The organism is Wolbachia endosymbiont of Folsomia candida, from assembly GCF_001931755.2.
In the GTDB taxonomy this organism is placed as follows: Bacteria; Pseudomonadota; Alphaproteobacteria; order Rickettsiales; family Anaplasmataceae; genus Wolbachia.
Genome location: NZ_CP015510.2, coordinates 290262 through 306526 on the forward strand (window position 1 = coordinate 290262; position 16265 = coordinate 306526).

Consider the following 16265-nt stretch of genomic DNA (forward strand, 5'->3'; position numbering starts at 1 on the left):
GAAGAGTGGAGATTGGGTGACAGTAAGGCATGTACAATTTATTGGCATGATATGCATTCATCATAATTAATATCTGTTTTTTGCTGCAATATTTCACTTTTTTTAAATATGTCATGCGAAACCTTATCAGCTCTCTGCATTGATTGTGACCTGCAGTAATATAGGCTCTTGAGCCCTTTTCTCCAGGCAAGCATATGTATTTTGTGTAAGTAACGTTTATGTACGTTCGCAGCCAAGAATAAATTCACTGATTGGGACTGACAAACATATGGTGTTCTATCACTTGCATGTTCTATAATCCATCTTTGATCAAGTTCATATGCTGTTTTAAAGGCTAGTTTTTCATGTTCACTAAGGAAATCCAAATGTTGTACAGAGCCTTCGTTTGTTGAAATTGAAGACCATATTTTATCATTATCTTGATTTTTTTCTGCTAACAGTTTTTGCAAAAATTTATTACGCACTACAAATGAGCCTGTTAGTGTTTTTTGTATAAATACGTTTGCTGCGTATGGTTCTATGCCAGGAGAAGTATTGCCTGCAATAATAGAGATTGAGGCAGTTGGAGCGATAGCGAGCTTATGTGTAAATCTCTCAAGTAAGTTGATTTCCTGAGCATCGAGGCATGATCCCTTTTCTTCTGCTAACTTTTTAGAAACTATATCTGCTTGTTCACGTAAATATTTGAATATTTTTTTGTTCCATTGTTGTGCTGCTACTGATTCAAAAGGAACCATTTTGCTTTGTAAAAATGAATGAAAGCCCATAACACCAAGGCCAATACTGCGTTCTCTCATTGCTGAGTATTTTGCCCGCTTCATCTCGTCAGGCGCTTTGTTTATGAAGTCCTCTAATACATTGTCAAGAAAACGCATTATGTCTTCTATGAAGAGCTTGTTATCTTTCCATTCTTCATAGTACTCAAGGTTTACGGATGATAGGCAACACACAGCGGTGCGTGAATTGTTCAGGTGATCATAACCTGTAGTTAAAGTTATCTCGCTACAGAGATTTGACATTTTAATGTCTAAATTGAGCTTTTTGTAAGACTCTGGCTTATTATTATTTGTTGCATCAAGGAAAATGATATATGGTTCCCCAGTCTCAATTCTTGCTGTTAATATTTTAATCCACATATCGCGTGCTTTTACAGTTGATATAACTTTATTGTTGTGAGGGCTAATTAAATCCCATTCTTGATCATTCTCAACAGCTTGCATGAATTTATCAGTTACCATTACAGCGTGATGTATATTTAGCGCTTTGCGGTTTGGGTCTCCACCTGTTGGCTTGCGTAAGTCAAGAAATTCTTCTATCTCTGGGTGCCATATTGGAAGGTAGACTGCAGAACTTCCTCGCCTCAATGACCCCTGGCTAATTGCGAGTGTTAAAGCATTTTGTACTACGATAAACGGAACAATTCCTGATGTTTTACCACTACCTTTTACACTTTCTCCTATTGAACGCAAGTTCCCCCAATAACTGCCTATTCCGCCACCACGTGCAGCGAGCCAAACATTTTCATTCCATAAATCAACTATTCCCTGCAAGCTGTCCTCGGTTTCATTAAGAAAGCAAGAGATGGGCAGTCCTCTTTTAGTGCCACCATTACTGAGTATTGGTGTTGAAGGCATGAACCATAAGTTGCTCATGTAATCATAAAGACGTTGTGCATGCTCTTTATCATCAGAGTAATAATTTGCAATACGTATGAAGAGGTCTTGATAACTTTCATTTTCTATTAAATATCTGTCCGACAGAACTGCTTTTCCAAAGTCGGTTAATTTGCTGTCCTTTTCATAATTAATAGTAATGTTATTCATAATATTCCTCTTATTATCTTTTTATGATATATAGATACTTAAAGATCGCTTGTAGCAATTTTTAAGTTAGGTTTTTCAAATTTTTTTGTGGATGCTGTAATGCAAACAAGATACCGTCAACCTGACTTCCATATATTTTACAGTAACTCATATAACTTATTTGCATACTTATTTCTTTTGCAACATGTTGAACATAACTTTCTGAGTGTCGAAAATAATCCCCTTTGTTTACAAAGTCAACACCTTCGCCTTCCTTTCTTCTTATTAAACATACGATAACTCCTTTTTTACTCATAAATCTTTTTGCTAATTCCAATTCTGACTGAAAATCATGTAGATAATGTAGCACTTCAGCAAGGATAATAACATCATACTCGCGACTTTTCTCTTGTTTTAAAAATTCTGTTATTTCCATATGTATTAATTCATTATAAACAGGTTTACCTTTTATAAAGCACCCCCTTGCAATGTTGAGCATTCTACTTGAAATGTCAATTCCTGTTATGTGATTTCCAGTATTATGTATTTTTAAAAAGTGACCGCATATTCCAGTTCCACAGCCAAGATCAAGTATGGTAAGTTTAGAAGTGGAGTCATTAAAAATTTTTGTGATAATCATATGCACAAGTTCATGACCTCTATATTGTTTAGCAATCAACCAATGCTCTACAAAATATTCACCTGTGTAATCAAAATATTGTTTTATTAGATTTTTAGGTAATTCTGTAATGGGTGTTGGGTTTATCATTTTTTTTATATAATAAGACGCTTCTTGGTGATTGTTATCTAATTTTAGTGTCTTTGTTAAATAGGTATAAGCTTTATTTGTATTTCCTACTGCAAAATGGCATCTACCAATATTGTACCAAACTATAGGTAAATTGGAGTGAAATATGCTGATTAACCAAAATCTTAACTTTGCGTCTGATATGTTTCCTTTATAAAAGTGATATAAACCAATTTCAATATTAGTATTTAGTAGATTTTTAGATTTTTCAAGGAGCGCTGTCGTTTCTTTGTGAAGAGCGTTATATTTATTCACAGTAAAGTGCGTTACTTTTTTGATATTAAACACACTAATGAATTTACATATAACACTTAAAACAACATTTTTTATAAAGGATAAACTACTTTTCATACCTTAAAAATACCACGAATGTTCATATCATCTTTAGGAAAAATTGATTTTTAAAACATTTTATACTACAAAATATCTTTTTCATTAATCTTCATTGTACATAATTTATTGCATAAATATCTAAATTATAGATTTTAGCTACTTAAGGATTATTAGTATATTGTTGTTCGAAGTGTAAGTAAATGTTTTGTGTATAAAAAAGCGTTGACATATTATTTGTTGGGTTATAAGATATAGAAAGTTAGTTTAATTTTTAGATGTTTGACAAGTTTTATGGTAGAGATTAATTTTAATCTCAATTCAATTTTAATAATATTTAACTCTGCATATTCTGCATATAGTCAGTAAATAAATTATTAAGAGCACTTGATGGATGCCTTGGCGTTAAGAGGCGATGAAGGACGTGGCAGGCTGCGATAAGCTGCGGGGAATTGTCAACAAATTTTGATCCGCAGATTTCCGAATGGGGAAACCCAACTAGTTTAGCTAGTTATTACATATTGAATAAATATGTAAAGCAAACTTGGTGAACTGAAATATCTAAGTAGCCAAAGGAAAAGAAATCAACCGAGATTCTGTTAGTAGTGACGAGCGAAAGCGGAAAAGGCCAGTGATTTAAGAATAAGAATTAGAATACTCTGGAAGTAGTAACCATAGAAGGTGATAGTCCTGTATAAGTAGAAAGTTTTTAAATCCTTGAGTAGGGCGGGACACGTGAAATCCTGTTTGAATATGGGGGGACCATCCTCCAAGCCTAAATACTCCTTAACGACCGATAGTGAACGAGTACCGTGAGGGAAAGGTGAAAAGAACCCCGGGAGGGGAGTGAAAGAGAATCTGAAATCGAGTGCTTACAAACAGTTGGAGCTCATATCAATTTATTGATATTTGAGTGACAGCGTACCTTTTGCATAATGGGTCAGCGAGTTAATCTATGAAGCAAGCTTAAGCCGTTAGGTGTAGGCATAGCGAAAGCAAGTCTGAATAGGGCGTTTTAGTTTTATGGATTAGACCCGAAACCAAGTGATCTAGTCATGACCAGATTGAAGGTGTGGTAAAACACACTGGAGGATCGAACCAGTTAATGTTGCAACATTATTGGATGAGTTGTGATTAGGGGTGAAAGGCCAATCAAACTTGGAAATAGCTGGTTCTCCGCGAAATCTATTTAGGTAGAGCGTTGTATGTATGTTATCGGGGGTAGAGCACTGGATAGACTAGGGGGATTCACCGTCTTACCAAATCTAACTAAACTCCGAATACCGATAATTAATTATACAGCAGGCACACTACGGGTGCTAAGTCCGTGGTGAAAAGGGAAACAACCCAGATCACTATCTAAGGTCCCAAAATTACAGCTAAGTGGGGAAGGAAGTAGAAAAACCATTACAGCTAGGAGGTTGGCTTGGAAGCAGCCATCCTTTAAAGAAAGCGTAACAGCTCACTTGTCTAAATAAGTTTTTCTGCGCTGAAAATGTACCGGGGCTAAAGCTGTATACCGAAGATGTGAGTGCTTATTGATTTCGATCGATAGGCGCGGTAGCGGAGCGTTCCGTAAGCCTGTGAAGGTGGTTTGTGAAAACTGCTGGAGGTATCGGAAGTGAGAATGCTGACATAAGTAGCGTAAAAGAGTGTGAAAAACACTCTCACCGAAAATCTAAGGGTTCCTACGTTAAGTTAATCTGCGTAGGGTTAGTCGGTTCCTAAGGCGAGTCCGTAAAGGAGTAGTCGATGGCAATCAGGTTAATATTCCTGAACCTCGTAAGTGTGACGGATTTTGTATTTGTATAGGCCTTATTGGATTGGTTTATGCTTAAAAGGAGTCCCAGGAAATAGCACTTATATTTATGAGGCCGTACCGTAAACCGACACTGGTGGATGAGTAGAGTATACTAAGGTGTTGAAAGAATGATGTTGAAGGAACTCGGCAAATTATACCTGTAACTTCGGAAGAAGGGTAACCTGTCTTTAGGCAACTACTGGCAGGTGGCACAAAATAGGGAGTAGCGACTGTTTACTAAAAACACAGGACTCTGCAAACACGTAAGTGGAAGTATAGGGTCTGACGCCTGCCCGGTGCTGGAAGGTTAACAAGAAGGGTGCAAGCTCCGAATCGAAGCCCCAGTAAACGGCGGCCGTAACACTGACGGTCCTAAGGTAGCGAAATTCCTTGTCGGGTAAGTTCCGACCCGCACGAATGGCGTAACGATTTCTCCACTGTCTCCAACATCAATTCAGCGAAATTGAATTCCCCGTGCAGATGCGGGGTACCCGCGGTTAGACGAAGAGACCCCGTGCACCTTTACTATAGCTTTACATTGCTATTAAGAGCCTAATGTGTAGGATAGGTGGGAGACTTTGAAGTTATGGCGCTAGCTATAATGGAGTCACCCTTGAAATACCACCCTTTACGCTTTTGATACCTAACTATGTTTCATTATCTGGAACTAGGACATTGTATGGTGGGTAGTTTGACTGGGGCGGTCGCCTCCTAAAAAGTAACGGAGGCGTGCGAAGGTAAGCTAGAGCTGGTCGGAAATCAGCTTGATAGTATAATGGCATAAGCTTGCCTGACTGCGAGGCTGACAAGCCAAGCAGAGACGAAAGTCGGTCATAGTGATCCGGTGATTCTGTATGGAAGGGTCATCGCTCAACGGATAAAAGGTACGCCGGGGATAACAGGCTGATGGTGTTCGAGAGTTCATATCGACGACACCGTTTGGCACCTCGATGTCGACTCATCACATCCTGGGGCTGAAGAAGGTCCCAAGGGTTCGGCTGTTCGCCGATTAAAGTGATACGTGAGTTGGGTTTAGAACGTCGTGAGACAGTTCGGTTTCTATCTGCCGTGGGTGAAGGAAATTTGAGAAGATCTGACTCTAGTACGAGAGGACCGAGATGGATATACCTCTGGTGTACCAGCTGTTATGCCAATAGCATCGCTGGGTAGCTATGTATAGATGGGATAATTGCTGAAAGCATATAAGCAAGAAACCCTCTTCAAAAAGATTTCCCAATTAAGGCCGTGGGAGACTACCACGTTGATAGGCTAGGTGTGGAAGCATGGTAACATGTGAAGCTAACTAGTACTAATAGCCTGATCGATTTATTTGCTTTCTGTATGTGTATATGCAGTGTTAAATATTAAATAAAAAAATATTGAATTTAAGAGACTTTTATTGACTTGGTGGCTATAGCAAGAATGAAACACCCGATCTCATCTCGAACTCGGAAGTGAAACTTTTTAGCGCTGATGGTACTTGAAAAGGGAGAGTAGGTCGCTGCCAAGTTTATAAAAGTCTTTTTTACTTACCAGATAGCTTTGCTATAATCTCTTGACTACCTTGCGTGATTCCATAAATCTTCCTTTATTTATCTTGATATTTGGATTTAAGTTATTGTATTAGTTATATAAACTATTAGTTGTGTTAGAAGTAAATGTTCTTGATAAAAGATGGTGTAATGTTGTTGAAAATTCAGAGGATTTTGTATTAAATATTATAAGTTTATCTTTAATAGAATTGAAAATAGACCAATATAAACCAAGAATATCAATAGCTTTGGCGGGCGATAATTTATTACATCAACTTAATCTAAAATTCAGAAAAATAGACAAGCCTACAAACGTGCTGTCGTTTCCATGTGAGCAATTATCTGATAAGAGCGATTTAGGCGATATAGCGCTTTCGATAGATACAATAGAGAGAGAATCGCATGAGTACTCTATACCGATCCTTGCCCACATTGCACATATGCTGATACATGGATTACTGCATTTACTAGGCTATGATCATCAAAATGAAGATGAGGAAGCAATAATGAAAAACCTAGAAAATAAAATTTTAGTTTCGCTTGGTTATTTATCTACGTGAGGCTTTCCAAAATTCTGTAATTTATAGACAAAAAAAACAACTCTTGTTATTATTTTAATATGGATATGGATGATGATTTAGTATGTTTGGGAGTTATTACTTCTCCTCACGGAATTAAAGGGGCCGTTAAAATCAAAACTTTTACTGAAAAGCCAGAAAATATTTCCTTATATGGTGAGCTGACAAATGGTGAAGAGAGCTATAAAATAAATTCAGTGTCTGTTGTAGGTGATAATTTAGTAATAGCTACAATCAGAGGTGTGCATTCTCGTAATGAAGCAGAGCTTTTAAGAAGTAAAAAGCTATATATAGAGCGAGCTAAGCTACCAAAGCTGAGTGATGACGATGAATTTTATCAAGAAGATCTTATAGATATGGAAGTCAGACTAGAAAATAGCGAGTTATATGGCTATGTAAAATCTATATATAATTTCGGTTCAGGAGACATATTAGAAATTTTAGTTATCAGCACAAAAAAAAACATTATGCTATCTTTTACTAAAGAAATATTTCCACATATAAATGTTAAGGAAAGATATATAGTGCTCAATATGCCTGAGTTTATTGATGATTAAACTTCTTTCAAAATTTTGTATACCTCTATATTTACCGAATAAGACATATTTAATCTTGCTCCACGGCAAACTTTAATGCCATATGGGTAGCTATAGAACTATTGGCTATCAGAGTGAGAAAAATCAAAACAGTGATCAGTAGTATATTAATATTTAATGATAACGCTTCAAATTGAGTTAGTAGTTTAAAATATACAAAAGTTGGCATTATCATTGGTAACACAAGAATTTGTGATATTCCTGAGGCTAAATTGTTTCTGCCAATTACTAATGCATTTCCAGTAGCTGAAATATTAATTATTATTAGTGTGTTAAACAACAAGGATAGTCCCACTGCTGTTGAATATTCAACATTATTATCCAGCACTATGAAGCTGAATATGAAGGAAATCATTGAAATTGGTAATCCAAATAATAACCAATGGGCGAAGATTTTATAAGTAATTATAAGTTTAGAAGAAAATGGCTGTATGAAAATTTGCTCTAATATTCCATCATGGTAATCAGATGAAAATAAATTGCTTGTGGAGATTTGCAAAACAAATGCAGCACATATCCACGTTAACGTTAACATGACTTCTTGTTTATTATTGTTGTTTTCAATTGAAAATGAGGATAAACTTAGCATTATGATAAAAAGACACACTGTATAGGTGAAATTCTTCTTGTCTACTATTAATTTTCTTACTGAGTTAATCATACTAGGATTTTAAATGTTTATTATAAATTATAGTGTTTACTTTGAGGTAGTATAATTTTTTGTTTGATTATATGGGTTTTATTGTTTAATTGATAATGTAATTATGGAAAAGTTACCAGAAATCAAATTACCAAAAGATTACGCTCCTTCAGAGGATGAAGAATATATGGGCTTAAGACATTTGGAATATTTTAGCTTAAAGTTACAATCAATGCTTGATGAGCTAGAAAAACAAGAGCTAGAAGATAATAGTATTGGTATATACTATTCTGATGAAGATAGTGGAAATGAAAAGTTGATCAAGCGACGAAAAGATAGGAAAGAGAAAATTAAAGAAGCATTAGAAAAAATAAAATTAGGTACTTATGGCTATTGTGACGGTACAGGGGAGGAGATAGGAGTTGAAAGACTGAAGGCCAATCCTCTTGCTATATATTGCATTGAGGAGCAGGAAAGGATCGAAAAGGAAAAGAACGTGTATAATATTGATGATTGATATCCATATTAAGCATCTAGGCTAATATTTTTATAAAGTTTAAAAACTTCATTTTTCCCTTGATTTTTTAAGCCTCTCTCTATTTAGTATAGACATTACCTCTTCCACGCTTTGATCAATATCATCATTTACTATCACATAATCATATTGATCACTTTTGCTTATCTCTTTTTGAGCTTCGGCTAATCTGCGCTCTATTTCGCTTTCACTATCACTATTACGCTTTTGCAAACGCAATCTTAGCTCCTCCATTGAAGGTGGTAGTATGAACACGCTTACAACTCTTTCTCTTATGATTTTAAATAAATGAAATGCTCCTTGCCAATCTATGCTTAGCAGAACACTTATCCCGTTATTCAAGTTTTGCTCTATAAAATCTCTCGGTATGCCATAAAAATTCTCAAAAACTTTAGCATACTCAAGCATCCTGCCAGCTTCACATAACTCATGAAACCTTTCTTCAGTTACAAAAAAATAGTCTCTTCCATTCATTTCACCAGAGCGAGGTTTGCGTGTTGTCATGGAAACAGACCTCACTAGATTAGTTGATCGCTTAAGTAATTTTTCTGATATCGTAGTTTTTCCAGCTCCAGATGGAGATGATAGAACCAGTAATACGCCCTCACTGTTTAGAGTCATTTTTCTTTTTTTAATATAGCATTTTTTAGATCAGATTTAAAAAAACTAGCATATTCTAAGTTAGAATCTGATAAATTTGTTTCAATAAGAGAAGAATTATCAAAGATAGCATAACGCAAATCTGTCTTTTCAAGATTCGCTTTATTCAGATTCACATTTACAAACTTTGCTCTACTCAGTATTGAATTAGAAAAATCAGCATTTTCTAAATCCATATCCTCAAATTTGAAATAAGAATAATTTACATCAAATTTCTTACCTTGTGATATTTTTTCCTGTAGATCTTCAATCGAAGTTATAGCGTTTTCTAAATCTGTGAGTTTTTTCTGCCCCTTGTTGTCAATCACAATTGAATTATCAAATTCACAATCTGTGAAATGAACACTAAGCACTGAACTTTTGTATATGCTTGAAGAGAGAAAAGATACATCACTAATCATTGAATTATTCAAATTGCTGAGAAAAAAGCTAGTTTTCTTGAAAGTATTATCATGCAAGAAGGAAGATATAAAATTGCTTTCAATGAAATTTGAATTAGTTACTTTTACATTAGACCAACTTGAATTATCGGCTGTTAAGTTAAAGAACGTTGAGCTTTCTATCTCGCTTGAATCAATATTATGACGAGAGAGGTTACTGTTGTAAATTTGAGAATCTTGGATTTTGACCTTGTACATCGAAGCTTCAGAAAGGTCTGCACCTTCTATCTTTGCTGAAATAAATAGTGAATGGTCAAAAAACGAACCATGCATGTTAGAAGTTGCAACTTTAGTATTATAAAATTTTCCGCGACAAATATCAGCATCAGAAACATCAACTTCATTTAATTCACTAAAGCTAAAATCAATATTAGATAAATCAGCGTCCTGAAGGTTTACCGCGTAAGCATTTGTATGCTTTATCTTGGAGCCATTTAGCGTAGCTTTAACAAAGCTTGAATAATCGCCATTCACATAGGAAAATTGTGCATTGCTTAAATTAGCTCTATTAAAATTACTAGCAACTATAGTAGAAGAATTAAAGCAGGCACTGGAAATATCGCTACCTGTGAAATCTGATTCTTTTATCTCTGCACCATATATGTTAGCATTTTTTAACGAAGAAAATTGTACTTTTAACTTATATGAATCCACCCCAAAGAAATTTGCATTATCAAGATTGCTTTTCTGCACAACAATATCATTTATTTCACTATCATTAAAATTTACATAGCTAATATCTGAATTTGATAAGTTGGAAAAGCTTATTTTCACATTCGAAAAATTAGTATGCAAGCCAGTGATATTATACATGCTCACTTTTTTCAAATCAGAATTGACAAATTCAGCATAACTTATATCAGAATTATTGAATATCATATCTGTTAAATTTGCAGATACAAATTTTGCAAAACTTAAATTTGTATTTTTTATTTTAATACCGTGTAAATTAGCATTGGAGAAATTAGCACCACGTAAGTCAGCATCAATGAAAGACACGTTAGATAGATCGGTGTTAGAAAAATCAGCACCGATTAAGCTCACTCCATTAAAAATAGATCCATTTAGGTACAATTGACTAAAATTAGCTCCATTTAAGTTAGAGCCAAAACCTTTCTTAAAATCTTCTGGGACTCTTGCTTCGTGGCACTTTACCAAAAATTTAGCAAAATCTTTTTTATTGTAAGATACATATTTTATGTCATGCAAGGTGTTCAAAAAGTCACCAATCAAGTTTTTTTCATTAGACTTCTTTTGAAACGCTACTTCTGTGGGCAATTGCGTTGTCGCTCCGGTGCTCAAATCCTCATGTATCTCTAATACACTCCGGTTTTCCGCTCCGTGTGCTCCTAACACTTGCCTCTCAAAAGCGAGTTTCGAAAGAAGTCTATTACCTACTTCATTGCCGTAACATAAGTGACAAGCTAAAATTAATATTAAAAATCTAATCATTTTGTTTGATTTTCATCACACTGAGACTTATTGCTTTCTTTTGTTTCTCTAGCCCAATCATACATTTCTGAGCTTTCTTTGTTATTTATCTTTCTATGTTCTAAAAGACGTGAAGTCATTTCAGCAATCGCATTTATTATATCGATCTGCTTTCTTTCGATTGCTATATCAATAGGGGATTGAAATTTGTTATTAACCACTCTAGGGTCTGCACCTTGTAACAAAAGAAAACGTACTATATCTATTTCACTTTTTTTGACTGCATAAATTAGAGGGGTGTCACCAAATTTATTTTTAAATCTTAGTATTTCTTGAGTAGTTAATCCAATTCGTTCTAATTTACTGATTATTCCTCTGAGGCAAGACAAGTCATTCTTTTTTATACAGTAGAAAAGCTGCTTACTGTAATCATCAATGAATATCGTTGGTGGAAGATGCTCGTTAAGGCTGTCATACTGTCGCTTATATATTGACTTGCTCTGCGCATTTTTATGATTCCATTCTTTTGTTGGATCTTTGTTTAATTTTGTCCATTTTTGTAAATTTTTCTTTTCATTTTGTTCGCCATCTTCATCTCTTTCAGCTATAGGTTTTGCTCGATTTTTCCTATTACGATCCTTGAAATCAATGCTTACTTTTTTTTCTTTAGCGTCTTCTTCCTTTTTTTTCTTTAATAGTTGTGTTACGTCATCTTCTGAAGGCTCATTATCTTTTGTAGCGCTCTTTTGACCAGTCTGTAAGCCTTTCTGCGGAAGTGACTCAGATGTATTTGCATTCGCGTCAGCAATAAAAGGCAAATCCAAATTTTCCTTCTTGATCACATTTGGTAAATCTTGAAGAGCTTCATCTTCTTGCAATTTATTGCCAAAATCTTCATCAACTTTCCTATCTTCATTTATAGAACTTCCAATTGTAGGAACCTGGCTTTTATTATTCAGTTCTTCTTTACTTAAAATACTATCTACTTTCTTTTCATCTGGTTCTTGTGTTTGGTGTTTGGTATTTAATTCATCGAGATCGGGATAGTTATTTCTCCAAGATTTCAATTCATCTTCTTGATTTACGCTATTTGGTAAATCTTGCTTTAAATTTTCCTTTACATCAACATTATCGTTTTCATGTGCAGAATCAACTAATTCATCTGTATCAACTCTCTCATTCCACTCATCTTCAAATTGGTTTGCTGCAAATAGATTAAATGATCCAAATAATGCAAACAGCGATACAAAATATAAAATATTCTTCATAAATATTCCCCAAGCATAGGCTTAACTAAGATGATACTATAACCAAACAATTAATCTATAGTAAAAAATGTCTTGGTATTCTATTTATAATTTATTAAAAAATCAATAAATTCCTTTCGAAACTTCCTACCATTTAGCTATGTACATAAAATCTTGTTTTCAAGCATTGGTACATGCAACTTTCTTTCATGGCATTTCTTCTGTTTCTCGACTTTTGTCAATTCTGGCCTTATTTTTTCGAATTTTGTTATCGTTAATAATGTTAACTCAGGGTTTTGTTTTGACTTTTGTGTTAATTTTTGCAGAATATAAGATTATATTTAAATCAAATGCATGGTAAAAGTGGATTGGGAAGCAGTAATTGGACTTGAGGTGCATGCTCAAGTTTCTTCTAAGACAAAGCTATTTTCTAGCTCGTCAACTGAATTTGGTGCTGAACATAACACTCAAGTTTCTTTAGTAGATGTAGCAATGCCAGGGACGCTACCAATACTAAATTACTACTGCGTAGAACAAGCAATACGCACTGGTCTTGCAATATCTGGAGAAATTAACAAGAATTCTTATTTTGATCGGAAAAATTATTTTTATCCTGATTTACCACAAGGTTATCAGATAACACAGTTTTTTGAGCCAATAGTTAAAAATGGTAGAATGTTTATTGGAGATGATAAAAAAGAGATAAGAATTGCTAGAATTCACTTAGAACAAGATGCGGGAAAGAGTATTCACGATGAGAGTAAAACGTATGTGGATCTGAATCGTGCAGGTGTTGCATTAATGGAAATTGTTTCCGAGCCAGACCTTAGATCATCTGAGGAAGCTGCAGAATTTATGAAAAAATTGAGGCAGATTTTACGCTATATTGGCTCGTGTGACGGTGATATGGAAAAAGGGTCACTTCGCTGTGATGCAAATGTATCTATTCGTCCAAAAGGCAGTGACGCATTTGGAACTCGTTGTGAGATAAAAAATTTAAATTCAATACGTTATGTTGTACAAGCCATAGATTATGAAATACAAAGACAAATTGAAATTTTAGAAAATGGAGGAGAAATAAGTCAAGATACCTTATTGTTCGACGTTGCTTTAGGAAAAACAAAGGTGATGCGAAATAAAGAAGATGCAAGTGACTATAGATACTTTCCTGAACCTGATCTGTTGCCTGTTGAGGTCAGTCAAGAAAAGATTGATTTGATTAAATCATCTTTACCTGAATTGCCAGAGCAGAAAAAGCAACGATATATTGAAAAGCTCAGCGTCAATGAATACGATGCAGATGTCATTACCTCTGATAAAGCAATTGCTGATTATTTTGAAGAGTTAATAAAGACACACGATTCAAAAATCGTGGTAACATGGCTCACTGTTGAACTTTTTGGTCGTTTGAACAAAGCTGGAATTAATATTACTGACTCTCCAATCAAAGCAAATGCATTATCTGAATTTTTGAATTTTATTGTTGATGAAACAATCTCTGCTAAACTTGGCAAACAGATATTTGATATTATGTTTGAAACTGGCAAATCCGCAGCTTCAATTATAGAAGAACAAGACCTGAAGCAGATTACTGATAAGGATCAAATATCTGAAATTATTAACAAAATCATTGAAACTCACCAAGATAAAGTTCAGGAGTATAAAAGCGGTAAAACAAGGCTTTATGGATTTTTTGTTGGTGAAGTCATGAAACTCACAAAGGGAAAAGCCAATCCTGATATAGTGAATTCAATCCTAAATGAAAGATTAAGTAACTAGTTTGTTGATTTTTACCATTTATTGTTGTCTACTTTAAAATCATGTTAGATCAAGAGATATGTAATTCTACTTGTGGATCAAGACGCTTTTCCCATGGTATTACCTATCAAAAATTGTGTTTCCTTCTATTTCTTAAACGTGCAGTGGATAGTGGATGTCCTTTCCACTCAGGTATAGAAATAAACTCGGTTACAGGTTTTGATGATATTGTTTTTCGGTACGAACAAAGTGGAAAAATAATACATAGATTCATACAAATTAAACACAAGCGAAATAGGAGTGAAAAGGTCAGCATAGGTGACTTATTAACACGGAAAAAGAAGAGTGAGTTTGGCTTAATAAAATATTTTATTGCTCATTTAAAAATCGAGAGTGGTAAAAAATTTCTAAGTAAAGATCCAAGGTATTTTATTATTGCTACAAATATTGATTTTGAAAATTCTCCAATGCAAGGTCGAAAGAGAAAACTTAGAGCAATGTTAAGTGGAAAAAACAAAGGAAAGGAAATTTCAGTCAGAAAAATAAATACAAAAAAAAATGAATTTTTGAACATATGTGGTAGTACGAGATATAAGCTTGATAGTAGTATTATCCTATACCTGCAGGAAAATATGGATTTTATAAGTGCTCAGGTGGGTAAAAAGATAGGTGATAAAGAAATAAAAGGATTCCTAAATAAGCTAGTGTTTACAGTTAATTTGCCTAATAAAGCTGAACTTTATGAGATCATAAAAGATGAGTTGGGTAAGGGGCTAAATAACATCGATAAAAAGAACTTCCTTAGTCGTTGTTTAGTAGAGATCACGAATTTGATGGATGAAGAAAAGGGGAGGGTTTTATCACGTGAGAAATGGCAAGCTCTTCTTGAAAGAATAGAAGAAGAAATCCAAGAAAAATCTGTTGAGTTTAATGTGATAAACGAAGTGAAAAATTTTTATGGGAGAAGTCGTGAGTTAGGTGATTTGCATTGTGCACTGCAAAAAAATACAAAAGAAGAACCATGGATTATTGTTATTGGTGGGATTAGAGGTGTAGGCAAAACCGAGTGTGCGAGAAAGTATGTTCATGATTACAAAAAAGATTACGATAAAAATGTTATATGGATAAATGCTTGTGACTATAAAACCATGGAAAATTCTTTCATGGAGCTAGCTCAAAATAGGTTGGAAATTTCTATTAAAGATAAGTATGAAGAGAACAAGAAAATAAAAGAAATTGTTGAGGAAGTATATGCTTTTTTTGTAAAGAGAAGATGTATATTTATTTTTGATAATGCTAAAAGATATGAGGACATTAGTGAATTTTTGTCACCTTTTTCATATTCACAGTATCCTGATGGTAAGAGACCTTATATTTTAATTACTTCCTATGATGAAGAATGGAAGGTCACTAAATCAGCGGAAAAGATAAAAGTTATATGGTTAAATGAACTTGAAAGAACGGAAGCTTTTGAGCTTGTGAGAAAAGCCTTGGACATACAAGACGATGAGCAAGATGAGGAAATAGACAAGCTGACAAGAAAGCTGCAACATTTTCCATTGGCTTTGGGGCAAGCGGTTTCATATATTTGCAACAAAGACGGGGAGTTAAAATTAATAGGCCATGAAAACTTCACAATAAGTAATTACCTAGAGAAATGTAATCAACAAGCAAAAAAGAAGGAATTATTTAAGGAAGTAGAAGAATTACTTAAACAATTGTCATGTGATAGTGAGGAGGAGAAAGATAAAAACAATACAATTCTCTATACCAAAGCCGTTTTAACAACATTGAGCATTGCTATTGAAGATATAATACAAGAGGAATGTGGTTCTGAGGCATTAAACATCTTGGAAATAATGGCCTATCTTGCCTCTAACGATATTTATATAAAAGAGATTTTTGTAAAATTAGTTGCAGACAACGAAAGAAAGCTATGGGACGCTGTTAAGCTACTTAACAGGTATCACATAATCAATTTAAAAGCAGGAATAGCGAATATTCACGAACTAGTGCAGATGCTTACTAGGCTCTGTGAACAAAATTTCGTTGTGAAAGAATAAGATGGGAAAAAGGATATAAAAAAGGAGGAGAAAGTGGTAGTTTA

11 protein-coding genes and 2 rRNA genes are annotated in these 16265 nt (G+C 34.3%); 7 read left to right on the forward strand and 6 right to left on the reverse strand.

Features of this window, described 5'->3' with window-relative positions; all coding sequences use genetic code 11:
* Positions 1-38: 38 nt before the first annotated feature.
* Both ASM33_RS01390 and ASM33_RS01395 read right to left on the reverse strand, forming a co-directional pair.
* Positions 39-1823, reverse strand: coding sequence for a ribonucleoside-diphosphate reductase subunit alpha (locus ASM33_RS01390; RefSeq protein WP_110409368.1), 1785 nt, complete (start codon positions 1821-1823; stop codon positions 39-41).
* Positions 1824-1884: 61 nt separating this feature from the next.
* Complete coding sequence (locus tag ASM33_RS01395) at positions 1885-2961, reverse strand: methyltransferase domain-containing protein (protein WP_110409367.1); 1077 nt, start codon at positions 2959-2961, stop codon at positions 1885-1887.
* A 346-nt stretch (positions 2962-3307) separates the two neighbouring features.
* Here ASM33_RS01395 and ASM33_RS01400 point away from each other — a divergent pair.
* The 4 genes from ASM33_RS01400 (at position 3308) to rimM (ending at position 7408) form a co-directional block, all read left to right on the forward strand.
* Positions 3308-6075, forward strand: a 23S ribosomal RNA gene (locus tag ASM33_RS01400).
* A 69-nt stretch (positions 6076-6144) separates the two neighbouring features.
* Positions 6145-6251, forward strand: a 5S ribosomal RNA gene (rrf, locus tag ASM33_RS01405).
* Between the two features lie 135 nt (positions 6252-6386).
* Entirely contained in the window at positions 6387-6833 is a 447-nt protein-coding gene (gene ybeY / locus ASM33_RS01410; protein ID WP_110409366.1) for an rRNA maturation RNase YbeY, read from the forward strand.
* A gap of 65 nt (positions 6834-6898) precedes the next feature.
* The gene (gene rimM, locus ASM33_RS01415) at positions 6899-7408 is read left to right on the forward strand and encodes a ribosome maturation factor RimM (RefSeq protein WP_110409365.1); all 510 of its coding nucleotides are present in this window, start codon (positions 6899-6901) and stop codon (positions 7406-7408) included.
* Positions 7409-7457: 49 nt separating this feature from the next.
* On the opposite strand, the gene ASM33_RS01420 is transcribed toward rimM, so the two are convergent.
* Entirely contained in the window at positions 7458-8108 is a 651-nt protein-coding gene (locus ASM33_RS01420) for a heme exporter protein CcmB (RefSeq protein WP_110409364.1), read from the reverse strand.
* 103 nt (positions 8109-8211) lie between these two features.
* Here ASM33_RS01420 and ASM33_RS01425 point away from each other — a divergent pair, with 103 nt between their 5' ends.
* Positions 8212-8604 carry a TraR/DksA family transcriptional regulator gene (locus ASM33_RS01425; protein ID WP_110409363.1) on the forward strand — a complete coding sequence of 131 codons (393 nt, stop codon included), beginning with the start codon at positions 8212-8214 and terminating at the stop codon, positions 8602-8604.
* 48 nt (positions 8605-8652) lie between these two features.
* On the opposite strand, the gene gmk is transcribed toward ASM33_RS01425, so the two are convergent.
* Genes gmk through ASM33_RS01440 form a run of 3 tightly spaced genes read right to left on the reverse strand, consistent with a single transcriptional unit; the run spans position 8653 to position 12421 of the window.
* Entirely contained in the window at positions 8653-9243 is a 591-nt protein-coding gene (gene gmk, locus ASM33_RS01430) for a guanylate kinase (RefSeq protein ID WP_110409362.1), read from the reverse strand.
* The gene (locus tag ASM33_RS01435) at positions 9240-11174 is read right to left on the reverse strand and encodes a pentapeptide repeat-containing protein (RefSeq protein ID WP_110409361.1); all 1935 of its coding nucleotides are present in this window, start codon (positions 11172-11174) and stop codon (positions 9240-9242) included. The genes gmk and ASM33_RS01435 overlap by 4 nt, the downstream gene beginning before the upstream one ends.
* Positions 11171-12421 carry an ankyrin repeat domain-containing protein gene (locus tag ASM33_RS01440; protein WP_110409360.1) on the reverse strand — a complete coding sequence of 417 codons (1251 nt, stop codon included), beginning with the start codon at positions 12419-12421 and terminating at the stop codon, positions 11171-11173. The genes ASM33_RS01435 and ASM33_RS01440 overlap by 4 nt, the downstream gene beginning before the upstream one ends.
* Before the next feature lie 333 nt (positions 12422-12754).
* On the opposite strand from ASM33_RS01440, the gene gatB reads away from it, so the two are divergent.
* A complete protein-coding gene (gene gatB / locus ASM33_RS01445; RefSeq protein WP_110409359.1) occupies positions 12755-14179 on the forward strand; it encodes an Asp-tRNA(Asn)/Glu-tRNA(Gln) amidotransferase subunit GatB in 1425 nt (474 codons plus the stop codon).
* Between the two features lie 41 nt (positions 14180-14220).
* Positions 14221-16221: an NB-ARC domain-containing protein gene (locus tag ASM33_RS01450; protein WP_112477193.1), complete on the forward strand. Its 2001-nt coding sequence runs from the start codon at positions 14221-14223 to the stop codon at positions 16219-16221.
* Positions 16222-16265 lie beyond the last annotated feature (44 nt).

Excerpts from the sequence above, each read along its gene's own strand:
- ASM33_RS01390 (WP_110409368.1), bottom strand. The coding sequence starts at position 1,823 with ATGAATAACATTACTATTAATTATGAAAAGGACAGCAAATTAACCGAC.
- ASM33_RS01395 (WP_110409367.1), bottom strand. The coding sequence starts at position 2,961 with ATGAAAAGTAGTTTATCCTTTATAAAAAATGTTGTTTTAAGTGTTATA.
- rimM (WP_110409365.1), top strand. The coding sequence starts at position 6,899 with ATGGATGATGATTTAGTATGTTTGGGAGTTATTACTTCTCCTCACGGA.
- ASM33_RS01420 (WP_110409364.1), bottom strand. The coding sequence starts at position 8,108 with ATGATTAACTCAGTAAGAAAATTAATAGTAGACAAGAAGAATTTCACC.
- ASM33_RS01425 (WP_110409363.1), top strand. The coding sequence starts at position 8,212 with ATGGAAAAGTTACCAGAAATCAAATTACCAAAAGATTACGCTCCTTCA.
- gmk (WP_110409362.1), bottom strand. The coding sequence starts at position 9,243 with ATGACTCTAAACAGTGAGGGCGTATTACTGGTTCTATCATCTCCATCT.
- ASM33_RS01435 (WP_110409361.1), bottom strand. The coding sequence starts at position 11,174 with ATGATTAGATTTTTAATATTAATTTTAGCTTGTCACTTATGTTACGGC.
- ASM33_RS01440 (WP_110409360.1), bottom strand. The coding sequence starts at position 12,421 with ATGAAGAATATTTTATATTTTGTATCGCTGTTTGCATTATTTGGATCA.
- gatB (WP_110409359.1), top strand. The coding sequence starts at position 12,755 with ATGGTAAAAGTGGATTGGGAAGCAGTAATTGGACTTGAGGTGCATGCT.
- ASM33_RS01450 (WP_112477193.1), top strand. The coding sequence starts at position 14,221 with ATGTTAGATCAAGAGATATGTAATTCTACTTGTGGATCAAGACGCTTT.